At 35.3% G+C, this 22,521-nt stretch carries 28 protein-coding genes, 1 pseudogene and 1 riboswitch; of the genes and pseudogenes, 24 read left to right on the top strand and 5 right to left on the bottom strand.

Annotation, left to right across the window (positions count from 1 at the left end):
* The first annotated feature begins 15 nt into the window (after positions 1-15).
* The 9 genes and pseudogenes from BN1372_RS08665 (at position 16) to thiD (ending at position 8,987) form a co-directional block, all read left to right on the top strand.
* Positions 16-1,062: a M42 family metallopeptidase gene (locus BN1372_RS08665; RefSeq protein WP_062198609.1), complete on the top strand. Its 1,047-nt coding sequence runs from the start codon at positions 16-18 to the stop codon at positions 1,060-1,062.
* 8 nt (positions 1,063-1,070) lie between these two features.
* Positions 1,071-1,283, top strand: a pseudogene (locus tag BN1372_RS08660) (YqgQ family protein).
* Positions 1,267-2,016, top strand: a complete 750-nt coding sequence (gene nfsA / locus BN1372_RS08655; RefSeq protein WP_062198607.1) for an oxygen-insensitive NADPH nitroreductase — start codon at positions 1,267-1,269, stop codon at positions 2,014-2,016. The pseudogene BN1372_RS08660 and the gene nfsA overlap by 17 nt, the downstream one beginning before the upstream one ends.
* A 295-nt stretch (positions 2,017-2,311) precedes the next feature.
* Complete coding sequence (locus tag BN1372_RS08650; RefSeq protein ID WP_062198605.1) at positions 2,312-4,186, top strand: LTA synthase family protein; 1,875 nt, start codon at positions 2,312-2,314, stop codon at positions 4,184-4,186.
* A gap of 98 nt (positions 4,187-4,284) precedes the next feature.
* The gene (locus tag BN1372_RS08645) at positions 4,285-5,421 is read left to right on the top strand and encodes a M14 family metallopeptidase (protein WP_062198603.1); all 1,137 of its coding nucleotides are present in this window, start codon (positions 4,285-4,287) and stop codon (positions 5,419-5,421) included.
* A 41-nt stretch (positions 5,422-5,462) separates the two neighbouring features.
* A riboswitch (TPP riboswitch) is annotated at positions 5,463-5,562 on the top strand.
* Between the two features lie 68 nt (positions 5,563-5,630).
* The gene (thiE, locus tag BN1372_RS08640; RefSeq protein ID WP_062198600.1) at positions 5,631-6,260 is read left to right on the top strand and encodes a thiamine phosphate synthase; all 630 of its coding nucleotides are present in this window, start codon (positions 5,631-5,633) and stop codon (positions 6,258-6,260) included.
* A 12-nt stretch (positions 6,261-6,272) separates the two neighbouring features.
* On the top strand, positions 6,273-7,046 hold the full coding sequence (locus BN1372_RS08635; RefSeq protein ID WP_062198598.1) for a thiazole synthase: 774 nt from the start codon (positions 6,273-6,275) through the stop codon (positions 7,044-7,046).
* Positions 7,047-7,060: 14 nt separating this feature from the next.
* Complete coding sequence (gene thiO / locus BN1372_RS08630) at positions 7,061-8,176, top strand: glycine oxidase ThiO (RefSeq protein ID WP_325062682.1); 1,116 nt, start codon at positions 7,061-7,063, stop codon at positions 8,174-8,176.
* 13 nt (positions 8,177-8,189) lie between these two features.
* Complete coding sequence (gene thiD, locus BN1372_RS08625; protein ID WP_062198596.1) at positions 8,190-8,987, top strand: bifunctional hydroxymethylpyrimidine kinase/phosphomethylpyrimidine kinase; 798 nt, start codon at positions 8,190-8,192, stop codon at positions 8,985-8,987.
* Positions 8,988-9,036: 49 nt separating this feature from the next.
* On the opposite strand, the gene BN1372_RS14665 is transcribed toward thiD, so the two are convergent.
* Positions 9,037-9,195, bottom strand: a complete 159-nt coding sequence (locus BN1372_RS14665) for a DUF2759 family protein (RefSeq protein ID WP_074018223.1) — start codon at positions 9,193-9,195, stop codon at positions 9,037-9,039.
* Positions 9,196-9,598: 403 nt separating this feature from the next.
* Between BN1372_RS14665 and BN1372_RS08620 the strand changes: the two genes are divergently transcribed.
* From BN1372_RS08620 to BN1372_RS08600, 5 genes are all read left to right on the top strand, one after another.
* Positions 9,599-10,228 carry an MBL fold metallo-hydrolase gene (locus BN1372_RS08620; RefSeq protein ID WP_062198594.1) on the top strand — a complete coding sequence of 210 codons (630 nt, stop codon included), beginning with the start codon at positions 9,599-9,601 and terminating at the stop codon, positions 10,226-10,228.
* A 207-nt stretch (positions 10,229-10,435) separates the two neighbouring features.
* Positions 10,436-10,930, top strand: coding sequence for a cbb3-type cytochrome c oxidase subunit II (locus BN1372_RS08615; RefSeq protein WP_062198592.1), 495 nt, complete (start codon positions 10,436-10,438; stop codon positions 10,928-10,930).
* Positions 10,931-10,974: 44 nt separating this feature from the next.
* Positions 10,975-11,157 (top strand): cbb3-type cytochrome oxidase assembly protein CcoS, encoded by a 183-nt coding sequence (gene ccoS, locus BN1372_RS08610; RefSeq protein WP_062198590.1) that lies wholly within the window; start codon positions 10,975-10,977, stop codon positions 11,155-11,157.
* A gap of 32 nt (positions 11,158-11,189) precedes the next feature.
* Positions 11,190-11,639 carry a c-type cytochrome gene (locus BN1372_RS08605; protein WP_062198588.1) on the top strand — a complete coding sequence of 150 codons (450 nt, stop codon included), beginning with the start codon at positions 11,190-11,192 and terminating at the stop codon, positions 11,637-11,639.
* Positions 11,640-11,818: 179 nt separating this feature from the next.
* On the top strand, positions 11,819-12,931 hold the full coding sequence (locus BN1372_RS08600; protein ID WP_062198586.1) for an SAM-dependent methyltransferase: 1,113 nt from the start codon (positions 11,819-11,821) through the stop codon (positions 12,929-12,931).
* Between the two features lie 33 nt (positions 12,932-12,964).
* Here the strand turns inward: BN1372_RS08600 and BN1372_RS08595 are convergent, their stop codons facing one another.
* Together BN1372_RS08595 and BN1372_RS08590 are read right to left on the bottom strand one after the other, a co-directional pair.
* A complete protein-coding gene (locus tag BN1372_RS08595) occupies positions 12,965-13,207 on the bottom strand; it encodes a DUF2626 family protein (RefSeq protein WP_062198583.1) in 243 nt (80 codons plus the stop codon).
* 96 nt (positions 13,208-13,303) lie between these two features.
* The gene (locus BN1372_RS08590) at positions 13,304-14,011 is read right to left on the bottom strand and encodes a helix-turn-helix transcriptional regulator (RefSeq protein ID WP_062198581.1); all 708 of its coding nucleotides are present in this window, start codon (positions 14,009-14,011) and stop codon (positions 13,304-13,306) included.
* A gap of 169 nt (positions 14,012-14,180) precedes the next feature.
* Between BN1372_RS08590 and comGA the strand changes: the two genes are divergently transcribed.
* Genes comGA through BN1372_RS15230 form a run of 9 tightly spaced genes read left to right on the top strand, consistent with a single transcriptional unit; the run spans position 14,181 to position 18,650 of the window.
* Complete coding sequence (comGA, locus tag BN1372_RS08585) at positions 14,181-15,179, top strand: competence type IV pilus ATPase ComGA (protein ID WP_062198578.1); 999 nt, start codon at positions 14,181-14,183, stop codon at positions 15,177-15,179.
* Positions 15,143-16,165, top strand: coding sequence for a competence type IV pilus assembly protein ComGB (gene comGB / locus BN1372_RS08580; protein ID WP_062198576.1), 1,023 nt, complete (start codon positions 15,143-15,145; stop codon positions 16,163-16,165). The genes comGA and comGB overlap by 37 nt, the downstream gene beginning before the upstream one ends.
* Before the next feature lie 10 nt (positions 16,166-16,175).
* Positions 16,176-16,502 carry a competence type IV pilus major pilin ComGC gene (gene comGC / locus BN1372_RS08575; RefSeq protein ID WP_062198574.1) on the top strand — a complete coding sequence of 109 codons (327 nt, stop codon included), beginning with the start codon at positions 16,176-16,178 and terminating at the stop codon, positions 16,500-16,502.
* A complete protein-coding gene (gene comGD / locus BN1372_RS08570) occupies positions 16,499-16,936 on the top strand; it encodes a competence type IV pilus minor pilin ComGD (protein WP_062198572.1) in 438 nt (145 codons plus the stop codon). The genes comGC and comGD overlap by 4 nt, the downstream gene beginning before the upstream one ends.
* On the top strand, positions 16,923-17,219 hold the full coding sequence (locus tag BN1372_RS15375; protein WP_187118405.1) for a hypothetical protein: 297 nt from the start codon (positions 16,923-16,925) through the stop codon (positions 17,217-17,219). Before comGD ends, BN1372_RS15375 begins: the two co-directional genes overlap by 14 nt.
* A complete protein-coding gene (comGF, locus tag BN1372_RS15575; protein WP_062198570.1) occupies positions 17,132-17,602 on the top strand; it encodes a competence type IV pilus minor pilin ComGF in 471 nt (156 codons plus the stop codon). The genes BN1372_RS15375 and comGF overlap by 88 nt, the downstream gene beginning before the upstream one ends.
* Entirely contained in the window at positions 17,565-18,026 is a 462-nt protein-coding gene (locus BN1372_RS08560; protein WP_062198568.1) for a hypothetical protein, read from the top strand. Before comGF ends, BN1372_RS08560 begins: the two co-directional genes overlap by 38 nt.
* Positions 17,944-18,465, top strand: coding sequence for a shikimate kinase (locus BN1372_RS08555; RefSeq protein ID WP_062198566.1), 522 nt, complete (start codon positions 17,944-17,946; stop codon positions 18,463-18,465). The genes BN1372_RS08560 and BN1372_RS08555 overlap by 83 nt, the downstream gene beginning before the upstream one ends.
* Positions 18,466-18,479: 14 nt before the next feature.
* Positions 18,480-18,650, top strand: a complete 171-nt coding sequence (locus BN1372_RS15230; protein WP_147515360.1) for a YqzE family protein — start codon at positions 18,480-18,482, stop codon at positions 18,648-18,650.
* 55 nt (positions 18,651-18,705) lie between these two features.
* Here BN1372_RS15230 and BN1372_RS08550 read toward each other — a convergent pair whose 3' ends face one another.
* Both BN1372_RS08550 and BN1372_RS08545 read right to left on the bottom strand, forming a co-directional pair.
* Entirely contained in the window at positions 18,706-19,506 is an 801-nt protein-coding gene (locus BN1372_RS08550) for a YqhG family protein (RefSeq protein WP_062198564.1), read from the bottom strand.
* A 34-nt stretch (positions 19,507-19,540) separates the two neighbouring features.
* Complete coding sequence (locus BN1372_RS08545; protein WP_062198562.1) at positions 19,541-21,112, bottom strand: DEAD/DEAH box helicase; 1,572 nt, start codon at positions 21,110-21,112, stop codon at positions 19,541-19,543.
* 293 nt (positions 21,113-21,405) lie between these two features.
* On the opposite strand from BN1372_RS08545, the gene gcvT reads away from it, so the two are divergent.
* Positions 21,406-22,506 carry a glycine cleavage system aminomethyltransferase GcvT gene (gcvT, locus tag BN1372_RS08540; RefSeq protein ID WP_062198560.1) on the top strand — a complete coding sequence of 367 codons (1,101 nt, stop codon included), beginning with the start codon at positions 21,406-21,408 and terminating at the stop codon, positions 22,504-22,506.
* Positions 22,507-22,521 lie beyond the last annotated feature (15 nt).

Below are 22,521 nucleotides of genomic sequence, written 5' to 3'. Positions count from 1 at the left end.
AGGGGGAATAGAAAGATGAAAATGGAAACAGATGCAATTGTACGATGGATTGATAAATTAGTAAATATTCCATCTCCTTCTGGTTTTACAGCAACAATTATACATCAAATTGAAAAAGAAATACAGTCGCTTGGATTTCCTATGACAAAAACAAATAAAGGGTTATTACGGGTTACGGTTCCGGGAGAAAATGAACATGTCCACCGTGTTGTAACAGCTCATGTTGATACATTGGGTGCGATGGTAAAAGAAATGAAAGCAAATGGCCGATTGGTGATGTCATTAATTGGTGGATTTAGGTTTCACGCAATTGAAGGAGAATATTGTACGATTCATACAATGGAAGGAAAGGCGTATACAGGAACGATTGTGATGCATGAATCATCCGTTCACGTTTATAAAGATGCAGGTGAACTTCCCCGTGATGAACAACATATGGAAATTCGTATCGATGAAAAGGTGCAAACAAAAGAAGAAGTAATGGAACTCGGCATACAAGTAGGCGATTTTATTTCTTTTGACCCGCGATTTTCTTATACAAATAGTGGATTTATCAAATCTCGTCATTTAGATGACAAAGCAAGTGTTGCTATTTTATTGTCGTTATTGCCAGTCATAAAAGAAAATGGGCCGCTTCCATACACGACACATTTTCTTATCTCTAACAATGAAGAGATTGGATTTGGTGGAAATAGCTCGATTCCAACAGAAACAGTCGAGTTTTTAGCAGTGGATATGGGAGCAATTGGGGATGGACAAGCAACAGATGAGTATACTGTAAGCATTTGTGCGAAAGATTCTTCTGGGCCTTATCATTTTGGGTTTAGAAAACAGCTAACAGATTTAGCAAAAGAACGTCATATTCCATATCAAGTGGACATTTATCCTTATTACGGGAGCGATGCATCTAGTGCGATGCGAGCGGGAGTTGATGTAAAACATGCATTAATTGGTCCAGGCATTGATGCGTCTCATTCTTATGAACGGACACATGTTGATTCATTACAAGCAACAGCACAACTCGTTTATGCTTATTTATATTCACCGTTAATAGAGGGGTAGAAAAATCGATGAAAAGTGTATACGATATACAGCAATTATTAAAAAAATTTGGTACTATTATATATGTCGGAGATCGACTTGGAGATTTAGAATTGATGGAGATGGAAATAAAAGAATGATACGTAGCAAAATTTATTGATCCGATTGTATATCAACAAGCGATACTTATAGTACGACATGAAATAGCAAAGGAGATGGATAAACGTGAATCAAACGATTGAATGTATGTTGAAACATCGCTCTATTCGTCGCTTTAAAGACGAGTCATTAACGAAGGAGCAAATTAATACGATTGTGGAATGTGCACAAATGGCATCAACATCTAGTTATATTCAAGCGTATTCCATTATTGGAGTAACCGAACAAGGCAAAAAGGAACAATTAGCTGTATTGTCAGGAAACCAAAAATATGTTGCTCAAAATGGACACTTTTTTGTATTTTGTGCCGATTTATATCGCCATCAAAAGATAGCGGAATGGAAAAATATTGATATGACCGAATCATTAGAATCGACTGAAATGTTTATGGTCGGCGTAATTGATGCTGCTTTAGCAGCTCAAAATGCAGCGTTAGCTTGTGAATCAATGGGGTTAGGTATTTGTTACATAGGTGGATTACGTAATCAATTACATGAAGTAACGGAATTGTTACAACTACCAAAACATGTTGTACCGTTATTTGGATTAGCTGTTGGTTACCCCGAACAAGACCCTATTTTACGTCCGCGTTATCCAATGTCTGTTGCTTATCATGAAAATGTGTATCAAATAGATGAAGAAGCATTGAAAAAGCAATTAGATGAATTTGATGAAGTCGTTTCTGCTTATTATGTTGAGCGTACGAAAGGTAGAAGAAATGAAACATGGACAAATCAAATGAAAGATACACTTAAAGAGGCAAAAAGAACATATATAAAAGACTATTTAACAAAGCAAGGATTTCCTTTAAAGTAATAAAAAAAGATAGATGAAGACCTTTTCGCTAAAATAGCGGGGAGGTCTTTTTTTATGAACAATCATATTAAAAATGAACCAGGCGATAGATGCCTTTTTCGACATAAATTTCAAATATGTTTTTGTTGCGTTATTTTTTCAGATTGATATAATATCAATTATGAACAAAAGTTAATTTATTGTAAATTTTATTAAAGTACTATAAAGTTTGTTATGTTAGTATAAAGGTAGATACAAGAAAATGAAGAAGTATCTGATGGAGCAATGGAACAGCTTTATTATTGGAGGGATGTTTATGTTTAAAAAAGTATCTTCCCGATTATCATTGTTTTTGATTGCCACAATTTTATTGTGGATCAAAACATATATTGTGTATAAAAAAGAATTTAATATATCTATTGATTCGAGTTCACAAGAATTTATCCTATTTCTCAATCCACTAAGTACAACCTTATTATTTTTGGGAATTAGTTTGTTTTTTTCGGGAAAATGGAGAAACCGATTAATTGTTTTCTTTAGTTTTACAGGAACGTTTATTTTATTTGCGAATGCAGTTTACTATCGATTCTTTAAAGATTTTATTACGATTCCACTGTTATTCCAAACGAGTAATTTTGGCGCGTTAGGTGGAAGTATTTTAGAATTAATTGAGCCAACAGACTTTTTACTTTTTGTGGATGTGCTCGTTTTAGCATTCTTAGTACGCCGTGAAACATTCTCACATTCTATTCAAGGTCTAAAAAAAGAAGCACTAATTGTATTAGCTGCTGCAGTGGCGCTATTTTTTGTAAACTTGTCATTAGCGGAAAAAGAACGTCCTGATTTATTAACTCGTTCTTTTGACCGAGAAATGCTTGTAAAAAATATTGGAACATTTAACTATCATATTTATGATGTGTTTTTACAATCAAAATCAACAGCGCAACGTGCGTTTGCAGATAGTAGTGAAATTACAGATGTCGAAAACTATGTAAAAGCGAACTATAAACAACCAAATGATTCATACACTGGTATTGGGAAAGGTAGAAATGTGATTGTTATTTCGATGGAGTCTACACAAAGTATGGTTATTGATCGTACAATTGATGGACAAGAAGTGACACCATTTGTGAATAGTTTAATCCGTGATTCTGACACACTGTACTTTGATAATTTTTATCATCAAACAGGGCAAGGGAAAACAAGTGATGCAGAGTTTATGTTAGAAAACTCTTTATATCCAATGCCTCGTGGGGCAGTTTTCTTTACACACGGACAAAATAAATATTATGCGACACCAACTATTTTAAAAGATTACGGATACTATTCTGCTACCCTTCATGCAAACGGAAAAAGTTTTTGGAACCGAAATGTCATGTATGATTCATTAGGCTACGATCATTTCTTTAGTGACGAAGAATATGATGTTACGGACGAAAATAGTGTGAACTGGGGAATGAAAGATATTCCGTTTTTTGAACAATCAGTGGAACACTTAAAAACATTAAAACAACCGTTTTATACAAAATTTATTACATTAACAAACCACCATCCGTTTTATTATGATCCAGAAGATCAACTGATTCCGGAATACACAACGGAAGATGGAGTAGTAAATCGTTATTTCACAACGGTTCGTTACACAGATGAAGCCATAAAAATTTTCTTTGAAAAATTAAAAGAAGCTGGGCTATATGACAATTCCATTATTGTCATTTACGGGGATCATTACGGCATTTCGGAAAACCATAATAAAGCAATGGCTGAAATTTTAGGGCATGAAATTACACCAGTAGACAGTGCGCAATTGCAACGTGTTCCATTTATTGTGCATATTCCAGGTTCTAATAAAGGACAAATTGTTCATACGGTAGGTGGGCAAATTGATATGCGTCCAACAATCATGAACTTATTAGGTGTAGATACAAAAAATGAAATTCAATTTGGTTCTGATTTACTTTCTCCAGAGCATGATTCATTTGTTGCTTTCCGTGATGGCAGTGTAGTGACAGACGAACTTGTTTACACACAAAATCATTGTTACGATAAAGAGAGTAAATTACAAATTGAAGATGCAAAGTGTACACCATTTATAGAAAAAGCAAATGAACAACTTGCATTATCTGATAAAGTTATTTACGGTGATTTACTTCGTTTCTACGATCGTAATAAACAAAATGATAATGAATAAAAAGAGTCGTAAAGCTTGTCTTTACGACTTTTTTTTATTTTGTTTCATAGATTAAAAGCAATGACAGGTTTTATCTAAGAAAAAGATTGGAGGGAAGGATGGTGTCTTTTGAGCAAGCGTTGTCTTCTTATCAGCATTTTTTTAACCTTCCTAGTTTTCTATTAGAAGATGCATACAAGCAACAAAAAAAGTGGGCTATTCCTGGGTATATTCCAAAAAAAATCGTAAAACGAGAACAGCTAGAGGAAGCGGTCGAGAAATATCACCAACATCCTGACTGGTTTTGTCGACATAATAAAGTAGATGAAACATATTGGAATATTTTAATGCCCGTTTCTAAAAGAATGATGAAAACAAAGCAACCATATCATTCAAAAATTTGCGAAAAACATATTCAATTTTTATGTACTGCTTTTCCGTTTGTTCAAAAAAAAGTGATTGGTTACTCTCGGTTAAATAATCCCATCTATGAACTGAAAATCGGAAGAGGGAAACGCACTGTACATTTTAATGCGTCCTTCCATGCGAATGAATGGATAACATCTGCTCTTTTGATGAATGCTGTAAAAGAATATGTGTTTCAGTTAATCGATTACGAACAATGGAAAGAAAAAAACATGCGTGTATTATATGAAGAGATAGTAGTTTCAATCGTTCCAATGGTTAATCCTGATGGGGTTGATTTAGTCATAAAAGGGTTGCCAGCTGCCGGTCCTTTTCAATCGTATGTTTCTTATGTCAATAATGGAGTCGATACTTTTTCTCATTGGAAAGCTAATATTTGTGGGGTTGATTTAAATAATCAGTATCCGTCATGTTGGGAAAAAGAACAATACAGAAAACCGAAACATCCTGCTCCTAGAGACTTTCCAGGTTATTCCCCCCTATCGGAGCCAGAATCGATTGCAATGGCTAAACTTGTGGAACAAGAACAAGTTGATCGGTTAGTTGCGTTCCATTCGCAAGGAGAAGAATTTTATTATGGATATTTAGGACATGAACCTGAAGAGTCCACAAGGATAGCAGCGGAAATAGAACGTGCAAGTGGATATAAAGCAGTGAAAACAATCGATAGTTATGCGGGGTTTCGTGATTGGTTTATTCATCACTATAGACGTCCTGGTTTTACGATTGAAGTAGGCCGTGGGGAAAATCCGTTACCTTTAGACGATTTTGATAAAATGGCCGCAGAGACTTTCAAGATATTTTTAGCGAGTCTTGGTCTGTTTAGTTGAAAGATTCGTTTTTTTTTGTCATAATGAATGTAATATAACAGAAAGTAGACTAGGGGTGCCAATATGGCTGAGAGAGGGAAACTTCAACTCTATGAACCTGAACTGGTTAACACCAGCGTAGGGAAGTCGACTGATAGCATATATTAGCCGTTAAAAAACCTACGTTTGTTTTTTAACGGCTTTTTTATTTGAGATAGGAGGCTCATCGGATGAAGGAATTTAAACTTTATGCGATTACTGGTGAACAATTTCACCCGAATCGTCCATTGGTAGAAGTAATGGAAGAAGCAATTCGTGGGGGAGCAGATTTTATTCAATTACGTGATAAAAATAGCTCCAAAAAAGAGGTGTATGAAAAAGCATTGCAGTTACGCGCATTAACCGAAAAATACGAGGTACCTTTTGTGATTAACGATTATGTCGATGTTGCATTAGCAGTTGATGCAGACGGGGTTCATTTAGGACAAGAGGATTTACCACTTCAAGTAGCAAGAAAAATTTTAGGACCTAATAAAATTATTGGAATCTCAACGCATCGCATCGAAGAAGCTCGCGAAGCACAACAAAACGGAGCGGATTATATTGGAGTAGGTCCAATTTTTCCTACTAAAAGTAAAGTTGATGTAGTAGATCCGGTAACAACAAAATATATTGAAGAAGTAGTGAAAGAAATTACGATTCCGTTTGTTGCCATTGGAGGCATTAAACTTCATAACGTAGACCAAGTGTTACGTGCAGGAGCAACAAGAATTTGTGCGATTAGTGAAATTGTCGAAAGTAAAAATGTAACGAAAACATGTGAACAATTTATCCAAAAAATAGACGCATATGAAAAATAGGAGATGTGAACAGTGAAAAAGAAAGATGATCTTGTCGTTGGTGGTAAAACATTACAATCTCGTTTTTTTCTAGGGACAGGTCGTTATCCGAACCCTTTTATTCAAAATGAAGCGATTCGTGCAGCGGAAGCAGACGTGTTAACCTTTGCTATTCGACGTGTCAATTTAGAACATCCCGATGAAGATGCCATTTTACAACACTTTGAAAAAGAATTTGTTTACTTGCCGAATACTTCTGGAGCAAAAACTGCTGATGAAGCGATTCGTATTGCTAGATTAGCGAAAGCGAGTGGACTAAGCGATTGGGTAAAAGTGGAAATTAGTGTGCATGAAAAAACATTGCTCCCAGACCCGATTGAAACATTAAAAGCAACGGAACAATTAGCAAAAGAAGGATTTCATGTTTTTGCTTACACAAGTGATGATCCTGTTCTTTGTAAACGCTTAGAAGAAGCAGGAGCAGCAGCGGTGATGCCAGGAGCGGCACCAATTGGAACAGGACTTGGTTTATTAAATCCTTATAACTTATCGTTAATTATCGAAGAAGCCAATGTCCCCATCATTATTGATGCAGGTATCGGTTCAGCAAAAGATGTGTGCCATGCAATGGAACTAGGAGCAGATGCTGTTTTATTAAATACAGCAGTAGCAAAGGCAAAAGATCCCGTACAAATGGCATTAGCAATGAAATACGCGATTGAAGCTGGACGTTCGTCGTACTTAGCTGGAAGAATTCCGAAAAAGAAATATGCAACTGCTAGTAGCCCGTTAACAGATACATTATAAGGAAAAGAGTGATTATGGAAATGTCAAAGGAAATCATTGTCATTGGTGGTGGGGTCATTGGCCTTGCGATTTCATTTGAATTACAAAGAAGGGGTCATCATGTAACGATTTTAGAAAAAGTAGAATGTGGTGGTCAAGCATCGGGTGCAGCAGCTGGGATGCTTGCTCCTTTTTCAGAAATTGCAGAAGATCCAGATGATTTTTTTTTACTTTGTTTAAAAAGTTTACAACATTATAAGCAATGGGTGACAGATGTAAAAGAAATTTCTAAACAAGAATTTGAATATACAGAATGTGGTAGTTATTATGTTTATTTTCATGAAGCTGATGAATTAGCTTTAGAACAACGCGCGGAGTGGCAAAATAAATTTGGCGCTCAAGCAACATTCGTTAGCAAAGAAGCATTAGAACAAATAGAACCGAATGTATCAAAAGAAATTTTAGGTGCCTTACATTATCCAACCGAAGCGCACGTGTATGCTCCTGATTATGTAAAAGCACTAGAAAAAGCGAATCGGATGCTCGGTGTTCAAATTGTGGAACAATGTGGTGATTTGACAATTCAAGAATTAGAGAACGAAATAATCGTTTCCAATGGTACGAATACGTGGAAAAGTGATGAATTAATCATGGCCACTGGAGCATGGTCTTCAGAATGGGAAGAGGTATTTCAAATTCGCATTCCAGTTTTTCCAATTCGGGGGCAAATTTGTGCGTATGATTTCCAAGGTGAACATCAAGTGAACCATCTCATTTTTTCAAGTCAAAGTTACTTAACACCGAAAGCGAACGGTACGCTCGTTTGTGGCGCAAGTGAAGACGTAGCTGGTTTTAGTACGGAAATAACGGAAAAAGGGGTAGGACGTTTAATTCGTTGGAGTGAAAAAATGTTTCCGAACTTGCAAAACATGGAACCATTTCATCGTTGGGCAGGATTACGTCCTGCTACACAAGATGGATTTCCACTTTTAGGTAGATTGGATGGTTTTCCGCGCGTTCATCTAGCTGTTGGTCATTACCGCAATGGGATTTTACTTAGCCCTATTACAGCATGGATGATTGCTGATGAACTAGAAGGAAAAACATCTCACGTCCCATTTACATATTTTAAACCTGAAAGATTTTCATAAGGAGGAATGAAACATGATTAAAAAGGCATTGACGATTGCGGGAAGTGATTCTGGGGGCGGCGCAGGAATACAAGCAGATATTAAAACATTTCAAGAACGAGATACATTTGGAATGAGTGTGATTACGGCAATTACTGTTCAGAATACACTTGGTGTTCACGGAGTGTACCCTATGTCGTTAGAAGCGATTGAAAAACAAATGGATGCTGTTTTAAGCGATATCGGTTGTGATGCGGTGAAAACAGGGATGCTTTTTTCAGAAGAAATTATCGAACTTGTTAGTGAGAAAATGAAGCAATATGACTTAAAAAATTATGTGTTAGATCCGGTAATGATTGCGAAAGGCGGAGCACCGTTATTAAAACAAAGTGCGATGAATGCGTTAAAAGAAAAATTATTACCATTAGCTACAGTCGTTACACCAAATTTGCCAGAGGCGTGTGAAATTTTACATATATCTTCTATTGAAACGATGGAAGATATGAAAGAAGCAGCAAAACGCATTTTTGATTTAGGTCCTAAAAGTGTTTTAATGAAAGGCGGCCATTTATCTAGTGATGAATCGTTTGATGTGCTTTATGATGGCGTAGATTTTGTTGTTTTACCAGCCAAACGTATTGCAACAAAACATACACACGGAACAGGATGTACGTATTCAGCTGCTATTTGTGCAGAGTTAGCAAAAGGACATGATATTCAATCTGCTGTCCAAACAGGAAAAGCGTTTATTACGGCAGCTATTTCAGAAAGCTTACAGATTGGACATGGTATTGGTCCAACGAATCACGCAGCATATCGTCATCAAAAATAACGTTTTCATAAAAAAAACTATCAATGGATATCCATTGATAGTTTTTTTGTTAAATAAGACTTAAAAATGTTGCAACTGTAAACCATCCGAAAACTCCGACTGTTAAAACAGAGAAAAAGACAGCTAATCCGTTGCGCTTTTTTCCTTCACGAACAATTGCCATTAAAGCTAAAATTGTTACTAATGCAAAAATGACGACAAGGCCCATTTGACCCATATGCCAATCCCCCTTTACTAAAAAACATTCAATCTGCTCTTAAAAACAGACATATACTATCACATAGCAAATGTAGTATAAAAAATAAGGACTACTTCTTATTGTACTCATTTTTTGTTCGTTTGTCGAGATTGTCTATCAATGGATTTTCATTTTCGTTTGAAAATTTTACTCTTCGTTCTCAATGCTTCTAATTGATCCTATCTCCGCCTTTTTGATAATCCATCTCTGATGGGCAAACGTCAAAGCCCTACAGGAGCTAAAAGCGCTTCTCCTATTTTTTGTCTGATACCTTCGTCGTTGCCCGTGCTCATCGTCGCTTTTTGAAGTTTGTATTTTTAGTTGGTTATTGTAAAATAAAGCTAATAATATAATGAAAGTGTAGGAGGAAATGATGAATATTATTCAATTGCCTTTAGGCCCATTACAAACAAATGCTTATCTTTTACATCAGGAAAAAACGAATGAAATGCTTATTATTGATCCAGGAAGTGAAGCAAATCGTGTGATAGAAAAAATCGAGGAATGTAACGCAAAACCAATTGCTATTTTATTAACGCATACTCACTTTGATCATATTGGTGCAGTAGATGAAGTGCGTGAGTATTATCAAATTCCGTTGTATGTTCATAAAAAGGAAGAACTTTGGTTAAGGGATGCTTCTTTAAATGGTTCACTTGTTTTTGGATTACCAGAAGTAACGGTAAAAGAGGCAGATTATGTGTTCGAAAAAGAGCAGACTGCTAAAATTGGATCTTTCACGTTTGATATTTTGGAAACCCCAGGTCATTCCCCAGGAAGCATTTCATTTTATTTTAAAGATACGCAATTTGTGGCAAGTGGAGATGCACTTTTTTTCCAAAGTATCGGTCGGACTGATTTGCCTTTTGGCGATCAGCCAACTTTATTAAAAAGTATTCGAGAAAAATTATTCGCGTTACCTAATGAAACAATTGTTGCTCCGGGACATGGACCAAATACAACAATTGGATATGAAAAACAAAAAAATCCATTTTTGTCATAGAAGTTTCGGATTTTGTTCACAAAATGTTCAAAAAATAAATTTGTCCGTTATATATAATTGATTATTTTGTTGTTAAACTGTTATTATGGTAAATGGGTATACTAAATGGATTTTCTAATCTATAAATAGATTAGAGGTATTGTCTTCTTTTCTAACATCCTGTATTTAGGAAAGCGATTACTTGTCAATGAAGAGGAGGGGAAAGCGTTGGAAAGAAATGCACTGGCGATTAGTATCGCAGCATTTATGCTCTTTTTAGTAGGTGTGTTTGGTACTGTGGTATTACCATTCTTCGATGATGATATGACAACACCTACCGAAACAGCAGAAGGTAGAAATTACGCTCCAAATAGTCCTGAAGCAAAGGGACGTGAAATCTATGTTCGTGAAGGTTGTTACACATGTCACACACAATATGTTCGTGAAGTACGCGCAGACTTAAACCAAAGCATTGGTCGTCCAGTAGTTCCAGGTGACTATTATTATGATGCACCTGAATTAATGAACTCTAACCGTACAGGCCCGGATTTAATGTGGGTTGGTGACCGTCGTACAAAAGAGTGGAATATTGAACACTTAAAAGATCCACAAAAAGTAGTGGAAGGTTCAATTATGCCAAAGTATGACTATTTAAGTGATCAAGAGTTAGAAGATCTTGCTACATATTTAGGTAGCTTAAAAGAAAAACCTGATCAAAAATAGTAAGATATAAAACTTCTATTTGTTGATAGAAGGAGTTTACTTTTATGAATATTGGAGCTTGGACTCTTATCATTGTTCTAATAAGCTTTAGTGGTTCTGCAATCCTTATATACTTACTTGGGAAAAAGCTTGGTCAATTCGACGATGTAGAGGGAATTAAATATCGTATGCTCGAGGACGATGATGAAATAGTGAAAGACGATGATTCTGATAAAAAAGAATCATAATGGCTGAAAGTTGTAAAGGAGGGAGCGGAAATATGGCAAACAACAAAAAACAAAACGAAGAAGAAGTATTTTATGTCGAAAATGCTGGCATTAAAATAGGTCATCGTAAAATACCTAAATTTCTCGTTTTAGCATTTACTGTTGTTTCAATTTGGGCTGTTATTTACGCTGTGAAATATCCTGGTTATGTGAAGGAAGAACGTACAGTAGAAAAAACACCTCAAGAAATCGTGACAACAACTTGTTTAGCATGTCACGGTGCAACAGCTCCAGCGTTTGAGGAAGTTGCAGCAATCGATGGGATGAATGCAGAATACATTCAACAAGTTCTAGATCAAGGTGGAGCAGCAATTACGGATGAGTTTTCAACTTATCATGGTGCTGATGCTTCAAAACGTGCTGGAATGCCATCTTATGCTACAAATGAAGAAGTATCTCAAAATGCTGAAGGTATTGCAGAGTACATTTTATCTTTAAAATAATGAATAGAAAGAGACACGAACTTGCTTCGTGTCCTTTTCTATTTTTAAGTGAAAGGATGAGACAAATGTTACGAGATGTAGGGTTACTTAGTTATTTAGCTTGGTTTGCGTTATTCCCAATATTTTTTGTATTAATATGGATGACATATCGTAAGAAAAAATAAAAATGGGGTGAAACGATGGAACAATGGATTCATCAAGCATTTCTTGCATTTGACCAACCAATTATTTCCTATGAAGATTTTATGAATATGGCGTTGTATGAAAAAGGAAATGGATATTACATGAAAGATAAGGAGAAAATAGGAAAAGAGGGGGATTTTATTACGAATAGCTCGATTCATCCTATTTTTGCAGAACATTTTGCACAATTGTTTATCGAATGGATAAAAAAAGAGCAACTTGATCCGTGTATTATTGAACTTGGTGGAGGAACTGGAAAGTTTGCAGAACAAGTCATTGGGACAATAAAAGAATTGGATGCCACATTATATGAACAGCTCTCTTATGTGATAGTCGATATTTCTCCCTATCACAGGAAAGAGCAGATAAAACGATTGTCTCCATTTTCAGGGTTTCGCACAGTCAGCTCATTAGCAGAAGTACAAGCAAAAAATGCAATTATTTTTGCGAATGAATGGCTAGACGCAATCCCAACCCGTGTAATTGAAAAGAAGCAGGATCGATTATATGAGCTTGGTGTAAAACATCAAGCGGATTCTTTTGTAGAAGTGACATTGCCGACTGTTTCCTCAGAAGTCTTATCTTTTTTAGAGCAGTATGATCCGAAAATTCCGACTGATTTTCGGATAGAAGTTCCTATTTTAATGATGAAAGAATTGAAAGCGCTTTATCATCAAATGAACCAAGCAATCTTTGTTTTTGTTGATTACGGATTTGAGCGGTCAGAACGATGGGCAGCGCATCGAAAAAATGGAACCATGCGAGGCTATTATCATCATCAATTAATGACCAATGTGTTAATGCATGTGGGGGACATGGATATTACAATCGATGTGAATTGGGAGTATGTGAAACAAGTAGCGGAAGAATGCGATGTGCAGACGATTTCCTTAATGAAACAAACGGAATTTTTCTTGCATTCTGGGATGTTGTCTCATTTGGAAGAAACGCATGATCCAAACCCATTTTCATCCACAATGAAAAAAAATCGTGCAATACGCTCTTTTTTAACTTCTTCTATGAGTGCGTCGTTTGATGTATGTATTCAAGAAAAAGGGTGTATGAATATGAAAGAATGGTCTTTCTCTCAACCTTTGGATTGGAAATAAAAAAGACGATGAAAAAGTCATCGTCTTTTTTTATTATTCTGTCATTCCAGGAACCATCATAAAATGAGTCCAGTATGTGAAACCAATGAAGAATAATGTTAAATAAGCACCAAAAATATAAACATACATTTTTTCAGATAAGTTCAAGAAACTTAAAGCAAAGAAAATACCCGCTTGTGCAAAGAAAAGTCCTGACATTTGAACAAATCCACCAACCATTGACATGATAGCAATGATTGCTGTCCAGAATGCTAGTACACGGTACATTCCAGGCATATGTATCCCCCCTTTTAGAAAACACTAATATCTCATCGTATTCATTATATAAAAATAGAGGTCATTCTGTAAACGTTTATTCCTTTAAATCCATCGTTATTTTGTTTGAACCATAATTGCATAGGAACAAGCTTGCGCTCCTTCGACTGCATTTTCAATCTCATCTAATTTAAAATCTTGGAAAATAACGCTTAACATCCCAATCATAATTTCTTGATGCATATGGCAAACTTGATGAGTTTCTACTTTTGCTATTTCTTTGAATGGACAATTATAAATATCTAAACGAATTTGTTGTTTTGCTGCTATCCATTCTAATTGTGGATCGATTCCTTGTGTTAAGGCAATTTCTTTTAATAATTGCAATTTCCCTTCCATTGTTAATTGAGATAAAGAAAGATGTTTTTTAGAAATAAATGTTTCAGCTGCTTGTATGCCAAATTTTCTTCCTGTTTTAGATAGCGCTTTTCTTCCTTCCTCTCCTAAACTAGCAAGTGATTCAAGCGCAATATTTGCCAATAATTGATAATCACGAAACGGAAATTGAATACTAATTACTTCATCAGAAAGACGATATAATCGACTAGGTCTTCCACCTTTTCCTGTTTTCTGTGTTTCTGACACAAGCATATGTACATCTTCTAATTTTGTTAAATGTAAACGTGCCACATTCGGATGAATGTCAAATGTTTCGGCAATTTCTTGTACAGTCACAGCACGATGCGCTTTTGATATGTATTGATAAATAGAAAAACGAGTTGAATCTGATAGTACACCGGTAATTTTTAATGTATCTTGTTCCAAAGTATTACCTCCTATTATGACGTTCCTACTAACATTATAATATAGAAAACAAAACAAAGAAACAGGAGCTACAGGATATTCAAAATATAAAAAAATTTAAAAGAAGGAGGAGTTTGACGAAAAACAACGAATAGTTGTTACAGATGTCTAAAAAAGAGGAGGTAGATGAGTGAATACGACTTTTCAACAAGCGCAATTTTTATTAAAAAAGGCAGTAGACAAAGGGTGTAGTGATTGTCACATTCATCCTTTCGAAAATGGTGCGCATGTATTGTTTCGAATGTATGGAAAGTTAGTACATTTTTGTTCCCTTCCGTTACAACATTATCAACGTATTATCTCCCATTTTAAATTTTTGGCTGGAATGAATACGGGAGAACGACGAATTCCACAAAGTGGCGCATTTTCGAATGCAGATTGGCAGTATGAATTTCGTTTGTCCACTATCCCCACCCCTAACGGCGAAAGTCTTGTTATCCGATTATTACCGCAACATGTTTCTGTTTCCTTTAACGAATTATTTGTTTTTTCTGAGCAAGCATTGTTTTTAAAAAAACTTTGTCAACATGAACATGGACTCATTATAGTTTCAGGGCCAACAGGATCTGGTAAGTCCACGACTGTGTATGCCATGTTGAAAGAAATGAATAGGCAAAGCAAGCGGCAGATTATCACGATTGAAGATCCAATTGAACAAAAAGTAGAGCCTTTTGTTCAAATGGAAGTAAATAATAAAGCTGGAATGACATTTCATGAAGGATTACGTTCAGTCCTGCGTCATGATCCAGACGTTATTTTTATTGGTGAAATCCGTGATGAGGAAACAGCGAAAATAGCTATTCGCTCTTCCTTAACAGGCCACCTTGTTATTTCAACGATGCATGCTGCTTATGCAGAACAAGTGGTTGCACGTTTTTTGGAATTTGGGATTTCCATGTTAGACATAAAACAAACGATGCTTAGCATTATATGTCAACGTCTTGTTTTTCATCCAGTTTATAAGCGAAAGGCAATCGTAGAGTATATACAAAAAAATGACATTACAACATTGCTCGAACATCCGATGAAAACGACCAACAATCAACCTCTTTCGGAATGGATAGAATTAGCAGAAATGAAAGGATGGACAGCATGCGCTGGTCTCAAAAAGAACGAGGAGAGTTTTTAATTCGATTTAGTTTATTGTTGAAGCAAGGCTATTCTATGAAAGAAGCGACAACGCTTATTGCACAAATGTATCCGTCGGCCATTCGTACATCGTTAATCACCGCTTTTTCTACACTTGAAAATGGAGAGAACTTGTCTACGATTTTTTCTAGTTTAAAGTTTCCAAAAGATGTTCTTTCCCATATTACATTTTCTGAGCGGCACGGAAAAATCGCGCTAGGTAGTCAATATGCAGGGGAGTGGTTATTAAAGAAAGAGGCTTTTCGTGAGCAAATGATTCAACAATTAAAATATCCCTTATTTTTAATATGGGCGACAATTCTTTTATCTTTTTTTATGATTCGTTTTTTAATTCCTCAATTTCAACAATTATATGATTCGTTAAATACGGATTTTCCTCTTGTTACTACGATGTTTATTTCCTTTGCGAAAGGTCTTCCTTATTTTCTGCTTTTTGTTCTTGTTGTTTTATTGTTATGTCTCTTATACTATCTTTTTGCTTTTCGTAAATTAAGCCCCGAAAAACAGCTAACATGGATGATTCGAATCCCCATTTTATCTTCTTTTTATCAGTTATTTTGCACCCATACATTTTGTTTGCATTTCGGTTCGTTATTAAAAAGTGGTTTATCTATTTATGAATCTGTTTCTTGTTTTTCAGAAGATGCAAAGTTTACCGTTTTGCAATACGAAGGACAGACGATAAAAAATTATCTTCTTGCTGGCTATTCATTAGAACAATCATTAGAACAAAGTCGATTGTTTACAGAAGAATTAGCAACGGTAGTCCAACATGGTAGTTTAACAGGATATTTAGAGCAAGAGTTGATTCATTATAGTGAAATGGTGCTTACCTTATTAGATAAAAAAATGAAACGTGTTTTAGATATTTTTCAGCCGTCTCTGTTTTTAGTTGTCGGGATGATGATGTTTTTTATGTTTTTAGCACTTTTTATGCCAATGTTTCACATGATGGAAAATCTGTAGGAGGGATGACATGAAAGTATCTTTGAAAAAGAAACAAAATACAGTGACATCAGAAGTTGGATTTACGTTGATTGAGATGTTGATTGTTATTTTGATTATTACGTTGTTATTAATGATTGCTGTACCAAAATTAGCAAATAACAATGATGTAGTCAAAGATAGATCGTGCGAAGCAACAGCAAAATTAATTCGTTCTCAAATGTATACGTTTGAAATTGAACATAAACGAAAACCAACGACCATTGAAGAATTACAACCATATGTCTCTACAACAGAATGCCCTGATGGAAGAGCGTTAGCCATTGAAAATGGAGAAGTTGTGATGAAGCGCCCATGAAAAACGAACATGGCTTTACATTAATTGAATTATTAATCGTGTTAATGCTTGGCTCCTTTATGACAATTATCACTTTTATTCATTTTCGAACGATGTTTGAAACATATGAAACGAATCAATTTATTAAAACATTACAAAGTGATTTAGCAATGATGCAACAACAATCAGCTGTATATCGGCAAATGTACCGATTGGAAATCAATCAAACAAAAAAGCAGTATGTGATTAGAAATGTGAATACGAATCAAAATGTTCATATTCGTCCGATTCCGTCCCACATGGACATGACTATTTTTCCAGTATCACCACATTTTACGTTTACCTCTAATGGTATTCCTTTACAGTATCGTTCCTTTCAGATTACGACCAAACAAAAAACTATTCAGATTCGCTTTTTATTAACGAGGGGGAGGTTTTATCTTGTGGAGGGATAATGGTTTTTCTCTTATAGAAGTACTGCTTAGTATAAGTCTTCTTTTTAGTAGTTTGTTGGTACTTCTCCCGGTTTTATTAACGATTCAAAAAGAACGGCAGCAAATTACAGAGCAAATGGATGCCTATTTACGGCTAGAAACGGAAAATATCAAATATTTTTTTCAAGATGGAATGGAACAAAAGGAGGAGGAACGTTGCGTTCGTTTGCGACAAACAGAAAACGAATCTATATGTGTACCGCATTACAGCAAAAAGGATTCACGCTCATTGAAACAGTCTTAACGTTTTTTTATTTTATCCTTTTAGTTAGTTTTTTCCCCCTTCTCGTCACCTCTCTTTTCGAACCTATACACACAACATCGATGGAACCCGTAGAAGTGCAGTTATTTTTTCATGAACTTTATACAGATTTATCGATGGCTAGTAACGTATCCATAACAAGAAAAGGTTTTATATTTGATACGCCTTATCAACAACGAGTGTCGTATAACATGTATCATCACCTTATTAGGCGACAAGTACAAGGACAAGGTCATGACGTTCGTTTACAACACGTTTCATCGATGGACATAAAACAAACAGCATATTATCTAAACGTAAAAGTAACGGGTAAAGATGGTGAGGAATATGAAAAAACCTTTTTATATAAACAAACACAACAATGAACAAGGATATGTGTTACCATATACTATCTTATTTATCTTGTTATTTTTATCAGCTTGTTTATTTTTTCTTATTCAATTACAAAATGAACGACTTAGTTTAGTAGCGTTTATACATCGATATGAAGAAGAACAATTAACTAATCGCTTTATTTTATCTACTTTTTCGATTCCTTTACAAGCATATGAAGAAGGCACTTTTCAAACAAATGGAGGAACGATACACTATAAAGTAGTCGAACCATATGAAAAAGATGTATGGCTTGTTGATTTACAGTTATACTTACCAAAGGGAAATACGGTACAAAAGCAAATTATGTTGCCAGTCAAGGAGGTACATGAACATGCAATGCTTATATTTAACGGGTTTTATGGGTTCCGGGAAAACGACGATTGGAAAAATAGTCGGCGAGTTATTATCAGTTGAAGTAGTAGATACTGATCAATGGATAGAAGAGCAGGAACAAACAACTATTGCAGAAATTTTCAAAGAAAAAGGGGAAGCGTATTTTCGACAACTGGAATCGCAAGTGTTACACTCTGTGACAAAACGGAATCGTCTAGTAACTACAGGTGGCGGGATAGTGATTAAAGAAGAAAATCGTCAATTTATGAAAGAAAACGGAATCGTTATTTTTTTAGATTGTTCTGTCGAAGAAACGCTAAACCGATTAAAAAATGATACGACGCGCCCACTGTTAGCAACGGACAAAGAACAACAGATTCAAACGTTATTTACAAGTCGTTATCCATGGTATGAAGAAGCACATATTACAGTCGATACTACTGGAAAAGCAATAAATGAAGTTGCTACTGAAGTAGTGACACGTATAAATAAAATCCTTGAAGGAGAAACTGCTTTATAAAAAGGAGTTTCTGTATGTCTTCTCATGAATATGTGCAATATATGACAAAACAAATTATTCAATATTTAGAGCATGGACGAAAAAAACAATCAAAAATAAAACAACCAAGGTTGATTCGATGGTTCGGTTTAGTCGGTTGGATGATGACTTTTTGGACTTGGAAAAGAAAACAAACGAAAAGATAAAAGATATATCCATTACACAAAAAGAGAGAGACGCTGGTTGATAGTGTCTCTCTTTTTATGTAAATGGTGTTTTTTTTTGTATTAATATGTTAGTTGAGAAAGGGGAGAGATAAAATAATCCTATGTTAATAAAAGACAGCTGAATATGTGGGGAAAGTCGTTCGATAATTGCCTTTTTTTCTTTTTGGAACAACGGGTCGTCTTCTTTATAAAAACGTTGAAGTAATTCTATTTCTCGCGTTAATCGCTCTGTGGCTTCATGAATCCACTTTTTTTCTTTTTTTTCTAATCCTTGCAAAATGAGATGTTCGATTCTCTGTATTCCATACGGCCATTTGATAAGTGGTGTTAAAGTGAAATGATAGGAAGGAATAGCAGGTTGAAATGAAAAAGAATCCGTCTGTTCTAAAAAATAGCTTACAATCTTCCCGCTAATGAGATGGATGCCCCATGAATGCGTTTCTTCTTTCATCGTATTGGTTCGGTATTGCAATTTAAAATTAACATTTAGCCATGGATGCAGCGAGGTAGGGGTGCTTGTCGTTTCATATAATTGAATAAAGGCCGCATGCTTTTTCATATACTTTTTTAATCGTTCAAAACGAAACGAGCCTGGATGGATATATTCTATCTCTTTTGTAGAATGCTGAATATCTGTCGTAAAGGAAAATGTCTGTGGTATTCCTTGTTGATTTGTTTTTTTGACATATTGCCAGTAGAATGGGCGATTCATTAATAAGCTATCCATTTCTTCTGTTAGTTGCACGGTCGCGACATTTGCATGTTCTTCTAGTAAAGAGCAACCAGATGCTAAAAAAAATTGCTTCATCCATTGAAAAAAAGTGTCATGATCCATCAACATCTTCTCCTTAAAATGTATTTTTTTCTAGTTAGTGTATGCTAATGTTCGTTTGTTGATCAGTTTGCAAAGGAGAGGACGATTTATTTGATAAAATAACATCTAATTCTCCAATCACTCTTTCAAATAAAGCTACTTTTTCATGAAGCATTGCATACATTTTTTCTTCTATCGTATTTTGCGCGATAAAGTAGTACAGGTGAACGTCCTCTTGTTGTCCAATACGGTGAATCCGCCCAATTCTTTGCTCTAAGCGCATCGGATTCCATGGTAAATCATAGTGGATTAAATGATGACAAAACTGAAGGTTAATCCCTTCTGCAGCAGATTCTGTTGCGATTAATACTTGCACATCTTTCGAAAAAAGTTGGGTCATCCATTCTCTTTTGGATTTTTTAAAATCTCCATTAAAAGGAACAGAACGAATGCCGTGTTGTTGTAAAAACCATTGTAAAAAAAGTTGCGTTATTTTATATTCCGTAAAAATAATGACTTTGTCGTCTATTCGTTGTAACAGTTCTAACACAAGCACTGCTTTGGAATGGCGTTGGACTTGTTCTAACGATTGTAAAAGTTTTTTCATTTGATGATGTTTCAGGAGAGATGGTTGTTTTTTACACATTTTATTTAATGTCATCCAAAGCGCCTCTTTGCTACTACAGTATTCTCGTAAAAGCGTTAGAACAGATAAAGAAGATTGAAATATAGGAACGGATGTCTTTTCTGCTAAATCGGTTAATTGTTTATAAATGTTTTGTTCTTCAATCGTTGGTGTAAAAGTTTTAACATGAATGATTCGTTTTACTTGTTTCATGTTTAAGTCTTTTCTTCGATTTCGAATCATAATTTTTTCGATAAGTGACTTTACATGATTTAATTGATCGTCGGTTTGTTTTTTATAACGTGAGAGTGTCTGCTCATTCCCTAAATATCCCGGTTTTAAAAGAGATACGAGATAAAAGACTTCTGGTAAATGATTTTGGATTGGTGTTGCGGTTAATAACAAACAAAACTTTTTCTTTAGTTCTTTTACGAATGTATAGTTTTTTGTTTTAGGATTTTTTAATTTATGTGCTTCATCAATAATTATCATATCGAACGATTGATTTAATAATTCTTCCCGGTAAGGAGAACGTTTTGCAAAGTCTAGTGACATAATGACATGCGGTTGTTCTTGTAATGGAACTTTTTTTCGAAATTCATAAATAGGTAAGTGGAACTTTTCGTTTAGTTCTGCTTCCCATTGTTTGACTAAGGAAGCGGGAGTTAAGATTAAGACGCTTTTCACTAAATTTCGAATGATAAGTTCTTTTACAATTAATCCTGCTTCTATTGTTTTGCCTAGCCCTACTTCGTCTGCTAAAATGGCTTTCCCATCGCATTCCCGGATCACTTTTTTGCATGTTTCTACTTGGTGAGGAAAGAATGAAAGATGGGGTAAATAATGCAATGCTTGTAATTCATAAAAATCATCAATTGTATTTCTTTTTTCATGTTCATAATGTAAACGAAAAAGAGACTCTGGTGTATGGGGTGCTCCTTTTGTTAACCATTCTTGAAAGGACGTTTCAAAATCAGTGTCCCAAAAAACAGGAATATCCATCTTACCTGCTCCTTTCTTTCTGCATTGCTATATAAAAGATACTAATGGTAGGATAAAGGTAACAATATTAGTCTGTACAATAAAACGTAAAAGTATGTTAAAAACGTAGATGATTGGTAAGAAGAAAATCATTTGAATGAGCTGTGGCTCTAAAGAAACACATACGTCTCCGTTTTATAAAAGAATAATTGTCATGAACAGAGACGAACTACCTTATGAATTAGTAGGATGTCTCTGTTTTTTAGTAGTCAAATTTATGGACAGGTAACAAGAAAAAGAAAGGAGACAAAGCTATGACACAATTAAAACGTACACCATTATTTACAATATACGAAGATCTCGGAGCAAAAACAATTGATTTTGGAGGATGGGAATTACCAGTTCAATTTTCGAGTATTAAGGAAGAGCATGAGGCAGTGCGGACGAAAGCGGGATTATTTGACATTTCTCATATGGGGGAAATTTTAGTGACTGGGGAAAACGCTCTTCCTTTTTTACAACAGATGATGACGAATGATCTTCAATCGTTAACGACAGATAAGGCGCGATATACGGTAATGTGTAATGAAGATGGCGGAGTAATTGATGATTTGATTGTGTATAAACAAAAAGACGGAGAATACTTACTCGTTGTCAATGCAGCAAACATAGAAAAAGATTACCATTGGCTCGTTCAACATCGAATGGACCATGTTTCGATTGAAAATGTGTCAGATCAAATTGCACAAATAGCTATTCAAGGACCATCGGCAGAACAAATCGTTCACTCTTTAACAGAAGATCCGATTGGTGACATTCCTATGTTTGGTTTTAAGCAACAGGTGAAGATTGCGAATGTAGAGACGCTTATTTCACGAACTGGATATACAGGAGAAGATGGATTTGAATTGTATGTAGCAGCAAACGAGGTAGTTCTTTTATTTACCGCTTTATTAGAAGCTGGAAAAGAAGATGGTTTGTTGCCGTGTGGATTAGGGGCGCGCGATACTCTTCGCTTTGAGGCTTGTTTGCCTCTTTATGGTCAAGAACTAAGCGAAACAATTTCACCGCTTGAAGCAGGCATTGGCTTTGCTGTAAAACTTCAGAAAAGTCCATCTTTTATCGGCCGAGAAGCATTAAATAAACAAAAAGAATATGGTGTTCTAAGGAAGCTTGTTGGAATTGAAATGATTGAAAAAGGTATTCCACGAACAGGTTACGAGCTATTTGTCGAGGGACAACAGGTTGGTGTGGTGACAAGTGGGACGCAGTCACCGACGTTAAAGAAAAATATCGGATTAGCGCTTATAAAGACAGATTTTTCTGACATAGGACAAGAAGTTGAGGTGCAGGTTCGAAAAAAACGGGTAAAGGCCATAGTAAGAACGACGCCTTTTTATAAACGATTAAAATAATCCAGAAACGAGGGA

The sequence above is a fragment of the Massilibacterium senegalense genome (assembly GCF_001375675.1).
Taxonomy (GTDB): Bacteria; Bacillota; Bacilli; order Bacillales; family Massilibacteriaceae; genus Massilibacterium; species Massilibacterium senegalense.
The sequence above is the reverse complement of the archived record's forward strand: the minus strand, read 5'-3'. Positions and strand labels throughout refer to the sequence as shown.

Coding starts and splice junctions, on each gene's coding strand:
- BN1372_RS08650 (WP_062198605.1), top strand. CDS start 2,312: ATGTTTAAAAAAGTATCTTCCCGATTATCATTGTTTTTGATTGCCACA.
- BN1372_RS08545 (WP_062198562.1), bottom strand. CDS start 21,112: ATGGATATTCCTGTTTTTTGGGACACTGATTTTGAAACGTCCTTTCAA.
- ccoS (WP_062198590.1), top strand. CDS start 10,975: ATGAATATTGGAGCTTGGACTCTTATCATTGTTCTAATAAGCTTTAGT.
- thiD (WP_062198596.1), top strand. CDS start 8,190: ATGATTAAAAAGGCATTGACGATTGCGGGAAGTGATTCTGGGGGCGGC.
- thiE (WP_062198600.1), top strand. CDS start 5,631: ATGAAGGAATTTAAACTTTATGCGATTACTGGTGAACAATTTCACCCG.
- BN1372_RS08665 (WP_062198609.1), top strand. CDS start 16: ATGAAAATGGAAACAGATGCAATTGTACGATGGATTGATAAATTAGTA.
- BN1372_RS14665 (WP_074018223.1), bottom strand. CDS start 9,195: ATGGGCCTTGTCGTCATTTTTGCATTAGTAACAATTTTAGCTTTAATG.
- BN1372_RS08550 (WP_062198564.1), bottom strand. CDS start 19,506: ATGGATCATGACACTTTTTTTCAATGGATGAAGCAATTTTTTTTAGCA.
- BN1372_RS08620 (WP_062198594.1), top strand. CDS start 9,599: ATGAATATTATTCAATTGCCTTTAGGCCCATTACAAACAAATGCTTAT.
- BN1372_RS08555 (WP_062198566.1), top strand. CDS start 17,944: ATGCAATGCTTATATTTAACGGGTTTTATGGGTTCCGGGAAAACGACG.
- comGC (WP_062198574.1), top strand. CDS start 16,176: ATGAAAGTATCTTTGAAAAAGAAACAAAATACAGTGACATCAGAAGTT.
- BN1372_RS15230 (WP_147515360.1), top strand. CDS start 18,480: ATGTCTTCTCATGAATATGTGCAATATATGACAAAACAAATTATTCAA.
- BN1372_RS08560 (WP_062198568.1), top strand. CDS start 17,565: ATGAAAAAACCTTTTTATATAAACAAACACAACAATGAACAAGGATAT.
- BN1372_RS08595 (WP_062198583.1), bottom strand. CDS start 13,207: ATGCCTGGAATGTACCGTGTACTAGCATTCTGGACAGCAATCATTGCT.
- comGD (WP_062198572.1), top strand. CDS start 16,499: ATGAAAAACGAACATGGCTTTACATTAATTGAATTATTAATCGTGTTA.
- BN1372_RS08600 (WP_062198586.1), top strand. CDS start 11,819: ATGGAACAATGGATTCATCAAGCATTTCTTGCATTTGACCAACCAATT.
- thiO (WP_325062682.1), top strand. CDS start 7,061: ATGGAAATGTCAAAGGAAATCATTGTCATTGGTGGTGGGGTCATTGGC.
- BN1372_RS08605 (WP_062198588.1), top strand. CDS start 11,190: ATGGCAAACAACAAAAAACAAAACGAAGAAGAAGTATTTTATGTCGAA.
- BN1372_RS08645 (WP_062198603.1), top strand. CDS start 4,285: ATGGTGTCTTTTGAGCAAGCGTTGTCTTCTTATCAGCATTTTTTTAAC.
- comGB (WP_062198576.1), top strand. CDS start 15,143: ATGCGCTGGTCTCAAAAAGAACGAGGAGAGTTTTTAATTCGATTTAGT.
- gcvT (WP_062198560.1), top strand. CDS start 21,406: ATGACACAATTAAAACGTACACCATTATTTACAATATACGAAGATCTC.